Here is a 14,113-nt window from a genome sequence, read left to right as displayed (position 1 = left end):
AAGAATAGAAAGGAAGGAAAATTATGCTCATTGTTGTTTCCCCAGCCAAGACGTTAGATTACGAATCCCCGTTGGTGACAAGCAAATATACTCAGCCGGAGCTTATTGACCATTCAGCTCAGTTGATCGATGTTTGTCGTCAATTGACTCCTGCCGACATCTCAGCGTTGATGAAAGTGAGCGATAAAATCGCTGGGCTCAACGTGGCTCGCTTTGCGCAGTGGAGCCCAACCTTCACGTTGGATAATGCACGTCCTGCCATTTTGGCGTTTAAAGGGGATGTTTATACAGGATTTGAAGCAGAAACATTATCGGATGCCGGATTTGAACATACACAACAGCATTTAAGAATGCTCTCTGGCTTGTATGGTGTATTGAAACCACTGGATCTGATGCAACCGTACCGTTTGGAGATGGGCACGAGATTGGGTAACCCGAGGGGGACTAACCTGTACCAGTTTTGGGGGGATATCATTACCGATAAACTCAATCAAGCTCTGAAAGAGCAAGGCGATGATGTGTTGATTAATCTCGCTTCCAACGAGTATTTTAAAGCGGTTAATCCGAAAAAGCTTAAGGGGAGCATCATTACTCCGGTATTTAAGGATTGTAAGAAAGGGCAATACAAAGTCATTAGCTTCTATGCTAAGAAGGCTCGTGGCATGATGGCGCGCTACATTATCGATAAACAAATCTCTTCTGTAGAGCAATTGGCTCAGTTTGACAGTGCTGGCTACTATTTTGTAGAACAGGAGTCATCAGCAACTGAGTTGGTCTTTAAACGCGAAGAGCAGTGATGTAAGAGAGGCGGTTATGTGGCAGTGGTTGAAAAAGCAGGTTGCACGTTATGATCGCTGGTGTGAGAACATGGGTTTAACACCAGATAAAAAACGTAGCTGTGTTCCTTATCGTCAAGATCCTGTTCAGAGTAAAGAACGTGAGCGAGAATAAGAAGCTGCGTTTATTTGATACGCATTGCCATCTCGATTTTTCTATCTTTGAGCGTGAGTTTGAACACCATTTACACTTAGCTCGCCAGCAAGGGGTTGAGAAAATAGTGATTCCCGCGGTTGGTCCAAGTAACTGGCAGCGAGTGGCCGAGCTTGCTAACGGTTATCCTGAACTCTACTTTGCTCTCGGTTTCCATCCCTGTTTTTTATCAACCTCTTCCCCTGCGGATATCGACGAGCTTGAGCAAAAGTTACTTCAAAAACCAGCTCAATGCGTGGCTCTGGGGGAGTGTGGCTTAGATTTTACGACGGATATTGCTCCCGTTTTGCAAGAAACAATGTTTGAAATGCAACTAGAGCTTGCGAAACGAGCCAGACTTCCATTGATATTACACAGCCGCAAAGCGCACAACCGCCTTATACAACTGTTAAAAAAACATCAATTTAGCCAAGGTGGAGTGCTGCATGCTTTTTCTGGCAGCGTTCAACAGGCAAACCAGTTTATTGAACTGGGTTTTAAGATTGGCGTGGGTGGTGTTATTACCTATCCAAGAGCCAACAAAACCCGTCTTACTATTGCGGCACTCCCCATCGAAAGTTTAGTGCTAGAAACGGATGCTCCTGATATGCCACTCAATGGTTTTCAAGGGCAAGCGAATCACCCACAAAAACTGCCGATTATCCTACAAACGCTTGCGTTGCTGAAGAACCAATCAGAGCAAACGGTTGCTGATGTTTTGTGGAAAAACAGCCATTCTCTGTTCTTTCCGGTGTGAATAAATTCGAAATGAAATGTAGGTTTAATGATTCTAGTATCAGTAAATATTGAACGTGCTCACATAAATGAGTGAATGGGCAGTGAATCTTATAAGAAAGTGTGAGGCTGGCATTACTTTATCTTAGTGGTGATGAGTATAATCACCCCGCTTCATGAGCTCCATTTTATAACACGCCAACAATAACCTAATAAGGAAATCATAAACTATGAGCCTGTTTATGAGCCTAGTCGGTATGGCAGTTCTGCTAGGACTTGCAGTTCTACTGTCTGATAACCGCAAAGCTATCAATCTAAGAACAGTGGGTGGCGCTTTTGCTATCCAATTTATTATCGGTGGTTTCGTTCTTTACGTACCATGGGGTCGTGATCTCCTTGCAGGTTTCTCTGCGGGTGTTCAAAACGTCATCGACTTCGGTAAAGACGGTACTGGTTTTCTATTCGGCAGCCTAGTTAACTTTTCAGTTGACGGTATTGGCTTCATCTTTGCTTTCCAAGTTCTACCTACTCTAATCTTCTTCTCGGCACTTATCTCTGTGCTTTACTACATTGGCGTTATGCAATGGGTAATTAAGATTCTAGGTGGTGGTTTACAAAAAGCACTCGGTACCTCTCGTGCGGAATCGATGTCTGCTGCAGCCAACATTTTCGTAGGTCAAACAGAAGCGCCACTCGTGGTTCGTCCGTTTGTACCTAAAATGACTCAATCTGAGCTGTTTGCAGTAATGTGTGGTGGTTTGGCTTCAGTTGCGGGTGGTGTACTTGCTGGTTACGCATCGATGGGTGTGCCGCTAGAGTACCTTGTTGCGGCCTCTTTCATGGCAGCACCGGGTGGTCTACTGTTTGCAAAAATCATCAAACCAGAAACCGATACTCCAGATGAAGAACTGGGTAGCGATATGGATGGCAATGATAAACCTGCCAACGTAATCGATGCTGCTGCAGGTGGTGCTTCTGTTGGTCTGCAACTTGCGCTAAACGTAGGTGCAATGCTACTTGCCTTCGTTGGTCTAATCGCGTTAGTTAACGGTATGCTTGGTGGTGTGGGTGGTTGGTTCGGTATGCCTGAACTGACTCTAGAACTACTGCTTGGTTGGCTTTTCTCTCCATTAGCATTCCTGATTGGTGTGCCATGGGAAGAAGCGACGCTAGCGGGCTCTTTCATCGGTCAAAAACTGGTTGTAAACGAATTTGTTGCTTATCTAAACTTCGTACCTTACGTGGGTGATAACGCACAGATCGTTGCTGCTACTGGTGCAGTGATGTCTGAGAAAACTCAAGCTATCATCTCATTTGCACTGTGTGGCTTTGCCAACCTTTCTTCTGTTGCGATTCTACTCGGTGGTTTAGGTGGTCTTGCTCCTAACCGTCGTCACGATATCGCGAAGATGGGTGTAAAAGCCGTTTGTGCTGGTACACTGTCTAACTTAATGGCAGCAACCATTGCTGGCTTCTTCCTTTCTTTCTAATTAAACAAGAGAAAGAGATATAGACGCCGTTTAACATCGCCCCGTAGCAAGAGATTGCTGCGGGGCTTTTTTGTTTTGGCGAAAGGAATACTGTGATTCACTCTTTAGTCGGGTGGTCAGTGTTTATCACCTCAAGCTCTCTTTTATAAGTTAGCTTTTAATGGATAGATCAGAGTTTATCGGTAAACGAGATTATCGTTGACGCTGATCTTTTTTGAGATACAAACCGTTTGCTCTATGAATGACGCTACAGTTTTGTAGTGAAAATCTATACTGTATCAGTGAGATTCATTTTCAATAGAAGAGTGAAGATATCAGCTAGCGCCAATCAATACATGGAGTATGATTTGACGCAAAGGCAGCCCGTTTTATCATGTCGTGTTGCTTTGATATAAATTAGATACGGGTATAAGTTACACACGGATATACGTTAGACACGGCGATGAGTGCAAATAAGCGGCATATCATGGTTGTGCCATAGGCCAAATTGGTACTGTGCGGTGACAGGGATAGCAATTGAAATGCAAGTGCATTTCGAGTCTTCAAGGAACCAAGTCCGTTCATTTGTGGCTAGCAAGCCATCTCGCTCTCAACACTGAGCGTGGTTTACTAGTGAACTATTTGAATATATTGATCGGAGATAGAAATGAGCGATTTAAAAGCAGCCGCACTACGTGCACTGAAATTGATGGATTTGACTACGCTAAACGATGATGACACGGATGCGAAAGTGATTGCCCTTTGTCATGATGCCAAAACGGCTGTAGGTAATACCGCTGCAATTTGTATTTACCCTCGCTTTATTCCTATTGCGAAGAAGACACTTCGTGAGCAAGGCACGCCAGAGATTCGTATCGCAACCGTTACCAACTTCCCACACGGTAATGATGATATTGAGATTGCCGTTGCGGAAACTAAAGCCGCTGTTGCGTACGGTGCTGATGAAGTCGACGTTGTGTTCCCTTACCGCGCATTAATCGCCGGTAATGAGCAAGTCGGTTTTGATCTTGTTAAGCAATGCAAAGCCGCGTGTGGTGACATTCTGCTTAAAGTGATCATCGAAACTGGTGAGCTAAAAGAAGAAGCATTAATCAAAAAAGCGTCTCAAATCTGTATTGAAGCGGGCGCTGATTTCATCAAAACCTCAACGGGCAAAGTCCCTGTGAATGCAACACCAGAATACGCACGTATGATGCTAGAAGTGATTCGCGATATGGGCGTTGCCAAAACTGTAGGCTTTAAACCTGCGGGCGGTGTACGCACAGCGCAAGATGCTGCATTGTATCTCGCGATGGCTGATGAGCTACTTGGCGCAGATTGGGCCGACAGCATGCACTACCGTTTTGGGGCCTCAAGCCTGCTAACCAATCTTTTGAATACATTAGAAGTAACAGACCAAAAAGCCGATCCAGCTGCGTATTAATTATGCGCTGAAGTAGGACTGATAATAATAAGTCTGACTCGTGGAGCTGAGCCATCAGCTCCCGATTACCTCTTTACCTTACTGACCAAAGCATCATGCTTGGGAGGCAACTAATGTATTCAACTCAAACTTTTTTACCTCAAGAAATCATTCGTAAAAAGCGTGACGGCGAGATCCTCACCACCGAAGAAATTAACTTTTTTATTCAAGGTGTGGCGAATAATACCGTCTCCGAAGGCCAAATTGCGGCCTTTGCCATGACGATTTTCTTCAATGAAATGACTATGCCAGAGCGCATTGCACTGACGTGCGCTATGCGTGATTCTGGGATGGTGATCAACTGGGATGCGATGAACTTCGGTGGCCCTATCGTTGATAAACACTCAACTGGCGGTGTGGGCGATGTTACTTCGCTGATGCTTGGTCCCATGGTCGCAGCCTGCGGTGGTTTTGTTCCTATGATTTCAGGGCGTGGCCTTGGTCATACGGGCGGCACGCTGGATAAATTGGAGTCGATTCCCGGTTATAACATCACGCCAAGTAATGACGTATTTGGTCAAGTAACCAAAGAAGCGGGCGTTGCTATCATCGGCCAAACGGGTGATCTCGCGCCAGCGGATAAACGCGTATACGCCACACGTGACATTACCGCAACGGTCGACAATATTTCACTCATCACCGCCTCGATTCTTTCTAAAAAATTAGCCGCTGGGTTAGATTCCTTGGTGATGGATGTCAAAGTCGGTTCTGGCGCATTTATGCCGACTTACGAAGCTTCTGAAGAGTTGGCTAAATCTATCGTCGCAGTGGCTAACGGCGCCGGTACGAAAACCACGGCTATTTTAACGGATATGAACCAAGTGCTGGCCTCTTCGGCAGGCAATGCCCTTGAAGTGCGTGAAGCGGTACGCTTTTTAACTGGTGAATATCGCAATCCTCGCTTACTGGAAATTACCTTGGCCTCTTGCGTTGAAATGTTGTTATTAGGCAATTTAGCAAAAGACAGCAGTGATGCTCGTGCGAAACTGATGGCCGTTCTTAATAACGGAAAAGCGGCTGAATGCTTTGGCAAAATGGTCAAAGGGTTAGGCGGCCCCGCTGATTTTGTTGAAAATTACGATCACTATCTTGAAAAAACCGAGCTGGTTAAGCCCGTTTACGCTCTAGAAAGTGGCGTCGTATCGGCAATGGATACTCGCGCGATTGGCATGGCCGTGGTGGAGATGGGCGGTGGACGTCGCGTCGCAACTGACACTATTGATTACGCGGTTGGGTTTGACCAATTTATTCGCCTAGGTGACGTTGCCGATAGCAGCAAGCCGTTGGCGGTGATCCATGCGCGTAATGAAGCGCAATGGCAACAAGCGGCCAAAGCATTACAAAGCGCCATTCAAATTGGCGGAGAATACACACCAACACCCGATGTCTACGGCCAAATTCGCGCAGAAGACGTATAAAAATATCGGTTGGAGAGAGCAATGAAAAGAGCATTTATTTTAGTATTAGATTCATTTGGTATCGGCGAAACCGCTGATGCACCACAATTTGGTGATGTTGGCGCTGACACTTTGGGCCACATCGCAGACCAATGTGCTAAAGGCGAAGCGAATAACGTGGATCGCCAGGGCCCATTGACGCTGCCAAACTTATCGAAACTGGGGCTTGCCATGGCGCATAAAGAGTCAACGGGGCGTTTTGCTCCGGGGCTTGATGCCAACGCTGATATTATCGGTGCGTACGGCCACGCAGCTGAGCTTTCATCAGGTAAAGATACTCCTTCGGGTCACTGGGAAATTGCTGGTGTTCCTGTGCTGTTTGAATGGGGTTATTTCAGCGATAAGCAAAATAGTTTCCCGAAAGAGCTGACCGATCGCATTATTGAACGCGCAGGTTTGGATGGTTTTCTTGGTAACTGCCATGCATCAGGCACTCAGGTTTTAGATGATTTGGGTGAAGAGCACATGAAAACGGGTAAACCGATTTTCTATACCTCGGCTGACTCAGTGTTCCAAATTGCTTGTCACGAAGAGACGTTTGGTCTTGATCGTTTGTTAGAACTTTGCCAGATCGCACGTGAAGAATTGGCGGATTACAACATTGGCCGCGTGATTGCGCGCCCGTTCATTGGCCCGAAAGCGGGAGAATTTGCTCGTACTGGCAACCGTCGTGATTTATCCGTTGAGCCGCCAGCGGCGACCGTGCTGCAAAAATTGGTTGATGAGAAGCAAGGTAACGTGGTTTCTATTGGTAAAATTGCTGATATTTACGCCTACTGCGGCATCACTCATAAAGTCAAAGCGACAGGCATCCCGGCTTTATTTGATGCAACACTAGAACAAATCAAACAAGCGAAAGATAACACCATCGTCTTCACTAACTTCGTTGATTTTGATTCTGCTTATGGCCATCGCCGTGATGTAGCGGGCTATGCTGCGGCACTGGAGTACTTTGACAAGCGTCTGCCACAAGTGCTTGAGTTAATGGAAGAGGACGATGTACTTATTCTTACAGCGGACCATGGTTGCGATCCAACTTGGCCGGGTACGGATCATACGCGCGAGCACATTCCAGTCTTGATTTATGGGCATAAAGTGGCCCCCGGTTCATTGGGCCGCCGTGAGACGTTTGCTGATATTGGTCAGTCACTGGCGCACTATTTCGGTACGTCTGCGATGGATTACGGCACTAATTTCTTACAGTAAGCGTAGCGATTCATTTTTTGAGGATGAATAGAGAGATCACTCTCTATTCTTTGGTCAATTTAGATAAAGGATACTTTTAATGGCAACTCCACATATTAATGCTGAAATGGGTGCATTTGCAGACGTTGTTTTAATGCCGGGTGACCCACTTCGCGCAAAATACATCGCAGAAACTTTCCTTGATGATGTGGTTCAAGTGTGTGATGTCCGCAACATGTTTGGTTATACAGGGACGTACAAAGGTCGTAAAATTTCGGTAATGGGCCATGGCATGGGGATCCCTTCATGCTCAATTTACGTGACGGAACTTATCAAAGATTTTGGCGTGAAAAAAGTGATCCGTGTCGGAAGCTGTGGTGCGGTCAGCGACGATATCAAAGTGCGTGATGTTGTGATTGGTATGGGGGCTTGTACCGATTCCAAAGTTAACCGCATCCGTTTTAAAGACCACGACTTTGCTGCGATTGCCGATTACAAAATGGTTAAAGCCGCAGAAGAAGCGGCTACGGCGCGTGGTATTAACGTGAAAGTGGGTAACTTGTTCTCCGCAGAGCTTTTCTACACGCCAGATCCAGAGATGTTCGATGTGATGGATAAATACGGCATTGTTGGTGTAGAAATGGAAGCGGCAGGAATCTACGGCGTAGCGGCGGAATATGGCGCAAAAGCACTGACGATTTGCACTGTGTCTGATCACATCAAAACTGGCGAGCAAACGACTTCAGAAGAGCGTCAAAACACTTTCAATGAAATGATTGAAATTGCGTTAGATTCAGTATTGATTGGCGACGCTCAATAATATTCTTTTATAAAAAACCTCAGTGTCGCAACTGAGGTTTTTTTTATTTACAAAGCCTGCTAAGTCATATCATCCACATTCTGTAGCAGCAGGTTCTCACCACCACTCTTCGGTTTTCGACGCAGTAGTAGCAGTGTGAGCAATACACCGCTGACAAAGCTGGTTAGCAGCATGAGATACATGTAGCGATCACTTTTACGATAGTGGTGATCTGAAATTGCGGTGACGCGGCCAGTTTCAAAAGTAATGCGGATAAAACCAATAATACTGCTTTCATGATATACAGGCTCAACCAGTTGCTGACGGCCAATGCTGGCCGTGCGCAGTGGTGTATCCAATCCTAATACTTCGCGTACGCTTAACGCGTTATCGCTGGCGGCTAATTTGACCCCTTCGGAATCATAAATGGTGGCATCAAACACCAGTTTGTCTTGAGCTAACTGGTTGGTAAGGGCTAGCAGGCGCTCTTGATCTTGCTCTGATATCATGCTGCCCGCAGATAATGATGCCTGTGAAATCAAAACCTTAGTTAATGTTTCTAGTTGGTTGGCCTGAATTCGTTCGTTACCTTTACTGATCACAACGCTGTTTTTTACGGTAAAGAAGAACATGCCTGCTAATAAAATGACGGTAAGCACACGAATTGCGACGCGAAATGAAAATAAAGAGCCGTCCATAACCCACCTGATTGGATAAATAAAAACTTTACTCATATTGAGACTTGCGTTTTTAAATTGCAATAGGGTAACGTCAGGGGCATACACCCATTTATTGATACTCGAGCATTGAATCGAGTTGATCCCATTTTGCTTGTGGTGCGTTTAAGCAGGCTGAAGGAAAAGGATTGATTAAGGAATGATAAACATGGATGCCCTCAAAACATTGCCGATCAAAAGGCACACAACGCTGCTCAACCGCTTGCCTGAAACTCGTTTCTCTTCACAATTTGACAAAGCAAAAGCAAGTTGGATTGTTTTTGCACCTTATCTCTCCACTCAACACTTTGATGATATTGATTTTTTTACCGGTTACTACAACGCTGTCCTCGATATGTGGAAAGTGGGACATTATGAAGTGGCGCTGATGTCAGGTGAGCTGACGACAGAGCACGAGAAAATTTTACAAGGGCTCGAAATTGATTATGCCCGTTTGTGTGAAGTACCAGACCTTTCTAAACCGGGTTTGATTGTGATGGATATGGACTCCACGGCGATTCAAATTGAATGCATTGATGAGATAGCTAAGTTATCGGGTGTCGGAGAGGAGGTAGCCGAAGTCACTGAGCGAGCGATGCAAGGTGAATTGGATTTTGAGCAAAGCTTGCGTCAGCGGGTTGGAAAGCTTGCTGGTGCCGATGAGTCGATTCTTGAAGCGGTTCGCTCTACATTACCCATGATGCCCGATTTACGTGAACTGGTGGCGACACTGCATGCATTGGGGTGGAAAACGGCGATTGCATCCGGTGGCTTTACCTATTTTTCAGATTATTTAAAAAGCGAACTGCAACTTGATCATGCGCAATCCAATACGTTGGAAATTGTTGATGGCAAGCTTACTGGTCAAGTACTAGGTGATGTCGTTTCGGCACAAACCAAAGCCGATATTTTGGTTGAGTTAGCACAACGTTATGAGATTGAATTGCACAATACTGTCGCGGTTGGCGATGGGGCTAATGATTTAGTTATGATGGCTGCGGCAGGGTTAGGCGTTGCTTATCACGCAAAACCTAAAGTGGAAGCAAAAGCGCAAGCGGCTGTGCGTTTTGCAGGCCTTGGCGGCGTGCTCTGTATTCTCTCTGCCTCATTGGTGAAGCAGCAAAAACTCAGTTGGAAAGTGAAACCTTAAGTTAAGTAAGGCCCAACCGTGAGAGATAAGAGAGTGGGCGATGCTCACTCTCTCTATTACAAAATCAGTCTCTATTACAAAGTTAGTTCTAATCGAATTAATACTTCTTCTGTAATATCAATAATTTCACCATAACCAATGATCGAGGTGATCTCTTTTTCTAACGTACGAGCGTGATGAAGACTAATTTGTGCCAACTCATTGAGATCACTGCGCAGCAGCGTAGTTATTGGGTCAAAGACGGGTGCACTGCAAATCCTCAAGATGTAAATTTCACCCATGTGCTGCGCTTTTTGAATGAAATCAATACGCTCTTTAGTGTTTTCAAAATCACTTAATAATTTCGATTGGATTGATTGAATACGCGTGCCAAATTTGATTGCCGCAATATAAACGTCGTGATATTGCGGTATCGCTCCTTCAATGCGCCGCATCGGTTTAGCCAGTAGCGTATTGGTGTGACCTTTGAATATTGGCTCTAACGTGATGCGATTTTCTTGGCCTAATTTAGCCAGTAACACAAGATGAGGCGGCAAGGGATAATTCACGCCAATCACTTTAGGGCGTAAATTTGCACCGTGTTTATCAACGAAAATTGGCGAACTTATCATCTTATCAAGCAAAATGTTGTGCAACCCTTCCAGCAAGTTATGACTTGGTAGCACTTCTTCTTTCTGTAACAACTTATCTTGATTGTTTTCAATAATGCTATTGAAAAAAGCGATTGTTTTGATGGTATGTATATTTTCTTCTATCACCAATTGTAGACGCCGACCTTCGGGCCCAATTCGAATGACATTATAGGGAAGGCTATGCAGTGGCAGCTTTTTGTCGTAAAGCTGTAATTCGTGGTAATTGATGGTGACGTTATCGCCTGCTTTCACTGGTAGTGGTGTATCAACAATAATACTTAAACCACGTTTGGATAAATCAACCGTATGGCCAGTCGCATTTACTCCAGAGTCTGAGGTGATGGTTAGCGGTGTCTTGAATTGGTAACGAGGCTCTTTTCTACGCGAGCGAGCATCAAAATAAATGCCTGTAGGTTGACCAATGATTTGCCTTGGATGACGAAATTTATTGAGTTCGCTATTGGGTAAATTGGGTTTGTCAGTCAATAGGTAATCTTTTGCCGAATCCTCATCGCCAATTTCTTGTAAAACGCCACAGTGCGTTAAGTGGCTTGAGCGATCTGACAATTCATGGGCATGAACCGCAAGTTCTTGACGCTCTTCATCCGAGAGTTCAAAGACAAATAAGCGAAACGCTTTCCAACTTTGTCGACGAGCGCCAACATGCCAAAACATTTTTCTTTGTTCACGGTTGGCCTCTGGCATCATCATTGAAAAAAAGAGCGTTTTTTCCTGATGTTCATGCTTAAAAGCATAAAGCACATTATTGCTACCCCGCATCCCCGGCTTGGTTAACTGTTCCATCCGCTCTTTATTGAATAACGAACCGAGTGCTTGTTGATTACGCTCGTCGTGCCAGTATTGCCAGATTGGTTGGTTATTTTCAGTCAGCAGCACCAACTTCAATTCACTGCCACTAAAAAACACTGGTAAGTTACAGGTGTGTTTTAAATAGGTGTGCTCGTAACCACGGGTTCGAGCTCGGATGAGTTTATCTTGGTTATCGTGGCGCGCTTTTTGAGTGTTATTTTGCAGCGATTCAGTAATCACTTTTTCGATGATGTTAGTGTCGGAAAGTTTTAGTGTACGCAGAAATTTCACGGCATCGTTATCGTAAGACTCATCAATACCTAAAATACGATATTCAATGGCGTGGTGCAGTCCAACCACTTCTGACGTTTTGTTGAGTTCGGAAAAATAGACTTTGATCACCTCACCGAGCTTGTAGTTAAAAGCGGCGGGAACTTTAAATTTTGCACCCGAAACAGATAGATCAACACTGAGGCCATTGACCAGCTGTTTACTAGGTAGGTGAATTTCAACTTGTGAGGTGACTTTCAAGCGATTTTCTTGACGCTTGAGATCATAACCAAGCTTAATTGGCTCAGCCTCAAAAAACGTACTGCCACCACCGTCTTTTTGTGGGTTTTGGGCACCACGTTGTTGCATCACACGGAAGTTGTTTGGCGTATTGTTTAATGCTTCCCATACACCTTCCGTGTACGCACCAAATTTTTTGACCCCTTTGTGATACGCGTTAAAGGCCACATCGTCGAACCAATGTTTGCGGCCATCTAATTCATATTCTCGGCATTCCCCTTGTACCCGACCTCGCAAGTCAATACTTTTAACACAAGGAGCCATGATGCGATTGAGCTCCATTTTGACCAGTAATTTTGCCGACGGGGATTCATCTTCTGTCATTTGAGAAAGAAGATGTTCAAAATCAGATGAACGGTAAGCTGGGATCAAACGCTCTGCGATTGATAGAATTTCAGATTGCTGCATACTTTTCTGTTAGAGTGTCCGTCTTAAAGATTAATCGGCATCGTTATCATAATCTTTAGTTATCTGTTGCGAAGGTTCAACCTTTATTTAAACGTAAATCAACCTATATCACTTCATGATTACTTAACAGTTTAATCTTTAAGCTTGAAAAGTATAGGTTACCAACAAGAAACAGGAATTGTTGAGGAAGCATGGCAAAAGCAAAACGCGCCTATGTATGTAATGATTGCGGCGCAGATTTTCCGCGTTGGCAAGGTCAATGTAGTGCTTGTGGTGCATGGAATACTATCACCGAAGTACGCTTGGCAGCATCGCCGCAGGTTGCACGTAATGAGCGACTAGGTGGTTACGCTGGGGCGGTAACGGAATCACAAGTCCAAGTGCTGTCGGATATTAATCTGCAGGAAGTTCCACGGTTTTCTAGCGGCTTTAAAGAGTTGGACCGAGTATTGGGTGGTGGTGTCGTACCCGGCGCGGCGATTTTAATCGGTGGTAACCCTGGCGCTGGGAAATCGACTTTATTGCTGCAAACCATGTGTCAGCTCGCAGCGTCAATGCCTGCTTTGTATGTCACGGGTGAAGAATCGCTTCAGCAAGTCGCGATGCGAGCCTCTCGTCTTGGTTTACCTAAAGATAAGCTTAAAATGCTGTCGGAAACCAATGTAGATCGCATTTGCCAAATCGCTGAAAAAGAGCAGCCCCGCATCATGGTCATAGACTCAATTCAAGTGATGCATGTGGCCGACGTCCAATCCTCTCCCGGTACGGTGGCACAAGTGCGCGAGTCTGCGACAACGCTTACACGCTACGCTAAGCAAAATAACGTTGCCGTATTTTTAGTCGGACACGTTACTAAAGACGGTTCTTTGGCTGGCCCAAAAGTGCTAGAGCATATTATTGACTGCTCGGTATTGCTCGACGGAGGGACTGATAGTCGTTTTCGTACATTGCGCAGTCACAAGAACCGATTTGGTGCGGTCAATGAACTCGGCGTTTTTGCCATGACGGGACAGGGCTTGCGTGAAGTGAGTAATCCTTCTGCCATTTTCCTTTCGCGAGGCGAAGAAGATACTTCAGGCAGTTCGGTGATGGTCGTATGGGAAGGAACGCGTCCACTACTAGTGGAGATCCAAGCACTGGTTGACTATTCACAATTAGCGAACCCAAGGCGGGTCGCCGTTGGGCTTGAGCAAAATCGCTTATCTTTATTGTTAGCAGTGCTTCACAAGCACGGTGGCTTACAAATGTCCGATCAAGATGTGTTTGTTAATGTGGTTGGTGGCGTTAAAGTGACGGAAACAAGCGCCGATTTAGCTCTTCTGATGGCACTGCTTTCAAGCTTCAGAGATAAACCACTTGCTAAAGATGTTGTCGTGTTTGGCGAAGTCGGTTTGGCCGGAGAAATTCGCCCAGTACCTAGTGGTCAAGAGCGATTAAATGAAGCATTTAAACATGGTTTTAAGAAAGCAATTATTCCGATGGCGAATATGCCTAAAGGTGGAATACCTGGCATGCAATTGCACGGTGTGAAGAAATTATCTGAAGCAATTGAAGCATTTGATGAGTTATAAATCTTAATTAAACTCGCCTCTTTTACGGTTATGACCTATATTTCACCGACAGTTCGTAACCGTACTATATTTTTTTTCAAGCAAGCGTATGCAAGGGTATCAGTCTTGACAGATTGTGATATACTCTGCGCGCACTTTATACCTTATTAACAGAGTAAG

The 14,113-nt window shown here is 45.1% G+C and carries 12 protein-coding genes; 10 read left to right on the top strand and 2 right to left on the bottom strand.

Features of this window, described 5'->3' with window-relative positions; translation table 11 throughout:
• Positions 1-23 precede the first annotated feature (23 nt).
• The 8 genes from yaaA to deoD all read left to right on the top strand — a co-directional run bounded on the left by yaaA (position 24) and on the right by deoD (position 8,118).
• The gene (yaaA, locus tag AACQ79_RS06795) at positions 24-797 is read left to right on the top strand and encodes a peroxide stress protein YaaA (RefSeq protein WP_088729133.1); all 774 of its coding nucleotides are present in this window, start codon (positions 24-26) and stop codon (positions 795-797) included.
• Positions 798-813: 16 nt separating this feature from the next.
• Positions 814-951: a DUF5363 family protein gene (locus tag AACQ79_RS06790; protein ID WP_013856121.1), complete on the top strand. Its 138-nt coding sequence runs from the start codon at positions 814-816 to the stop codon at positions 949-951.
• Positions 938-1,726, top strand: a complete 789-nt coding sequence (locus AACQ79_RS06785; RefSeq protein ID WP_170898858.1) for a TatD family hydrolase — start codon at positions 938-940, stop codon at positions 1,724-1,726. The genes AACQ79_RS06790 and AACQ79_RS06785 overlap by 14 nt, the downstream gene beginning before the upstream one ends.
• Positions 1,727-1,934: 208 nt before the next feature.
• Positions 1,935-3,194 (top strand): NupC/NupG family nucleoside CNT transporter, encoded by a 1,260-nt coding sequence (locus AACQ79_RS06780; RefSeq protein WP_017043062.1) that lies wholly within the window; start codon positions 1,935-1,937, stop codon positions 3,192-3,194.
• Between the two features lie 646 nt (positions 3,195-3,840).
• The gene (deoC, locus tag AACQ79_RS06775) at positions 3,841-4,617 is read left to right on the top strand and encodes a deoxyribose-phosphate aldolase (RefSeq protein WP_013856124.1); all 777 of its coding nucleotides are present in this window, start codon (positions 3,841-3,843) and stop codon (positions 4,615-4,617) included.
• A gap of 95 nt (positions 4,618-4,712) precedes the next feature.
• The gene (deoA, locus tag AACQ79_RS06770) at positions 4,713-6,074 is read left to right on the top strand and encodes a thymidine phosphorylase (protein WP_170898856.1); all 1,362 of its coding nucleotides are present in this window, start codon (positions 4,713-4,715) and stop codon (positions 6,072-6,074) included.
• A 21-nt stretch (positions 6,075-6,095) separates the two neighbouring features.
• Positions 6,096-7,319, top strand: coding sequence for a phosphopentomutase (locus AACQ79_RS06765; protein WP_170898853.1), 1,224 nt, complete (start codon positions 6,096-6,098; stop codon positions 7,317-7,319).
• Positions 7,320-7,398: 79 nt separating this feature from the next.
• Entirely contained in the window at positions 7,399-8,118 is a 720-nt protein-coding gene (gene deoD, locus AACQ79_RS06760; RefSeq protein ID WP_013856127.1) for a purine-nucleoside phosphorylase, read from the top strand.
• A 59-nt stretch (positions 8,119-8,177) separates the two neighbouring features.
• Here the strand turns inward: deoD and AACQ79_RS06755 are convergent, their stop codons facing one another.
• Positions 8,178-8,795: a YtjB family periplasmic protein gene (locus AACQ79_RS06755; RefSeq protein WP_026027378.1), complete on the bottom strand. Its 618-nt coding sequence runs from the start codon at positions 8,793-8,795 to the stop codon at positions 8,178-8,180.
• Positions 8,796-8,982: 187 nt separating this feature from the next.
• On the opposite strand from AACQ79_RS06755, the gene serB reads away from it, so the two are divergent.
• Positions 8,983-9,963: a phosphoserine phosphatase gene (serB, locus tag AACQ79_RS06750; RefSeq protein WP_170898851.1), complete on the top strand. Its 981-nt coding sequence runs from the start codon at positions 8,983-8,985 to the stop codon at positions 9,961-9,963.
• A gap of 74 nt (positions 9,964-10,037) precedes the next feature.
• Here serB and AACQ79_RS06745 read toward each other — a convergent pair whose 3' ends face one another.
• Positions 10,038-12,383 (bottom strand): PilZ domain-containing protein, encoded by a 2,346-nt coding sequence (locus tag AACQ79_RS06745; protein WP_170898849.1) that lies wholly within the window; start codon positions 12,381-12,383, stop codon positions 10,038-10,040.
• 191 nt (positions 12,384-12,574) lie between these two features.
• On the opposite strand from AACQ79_RS06745, the gene radA reads away from it, so the two are divergent.
• Positions 12,575-13,954 carry a DNA repair protein RadA gene (gene radA, locus AACQ79_RS06740; RefSeq protein ID WP_013856131.1) on the top strand — a complete coding sequence of 460 codons (1,380 nt, stop codon included), beginning with the start codon at positions 12,575-12,577 and terminating at the stop codon, positions 13,952-13,954.
• Positions 13,955-14,113: the final 159 nt, after the last annotated feature.

This window comes from Vibrio sp. 3-2(1) (genome assembly GCF_963887575.1).
GTDB lineage: Bacteria > Pseudomonadota > Gammaproteobacteria > Enterobacterales > Vibrionaceae > Vibrio > Vibrio anguillarum.
Note: the sequence above shows the minus strand (reverse complement) of the source record. Positions and strands in the feature narration are given on the sequence as shown.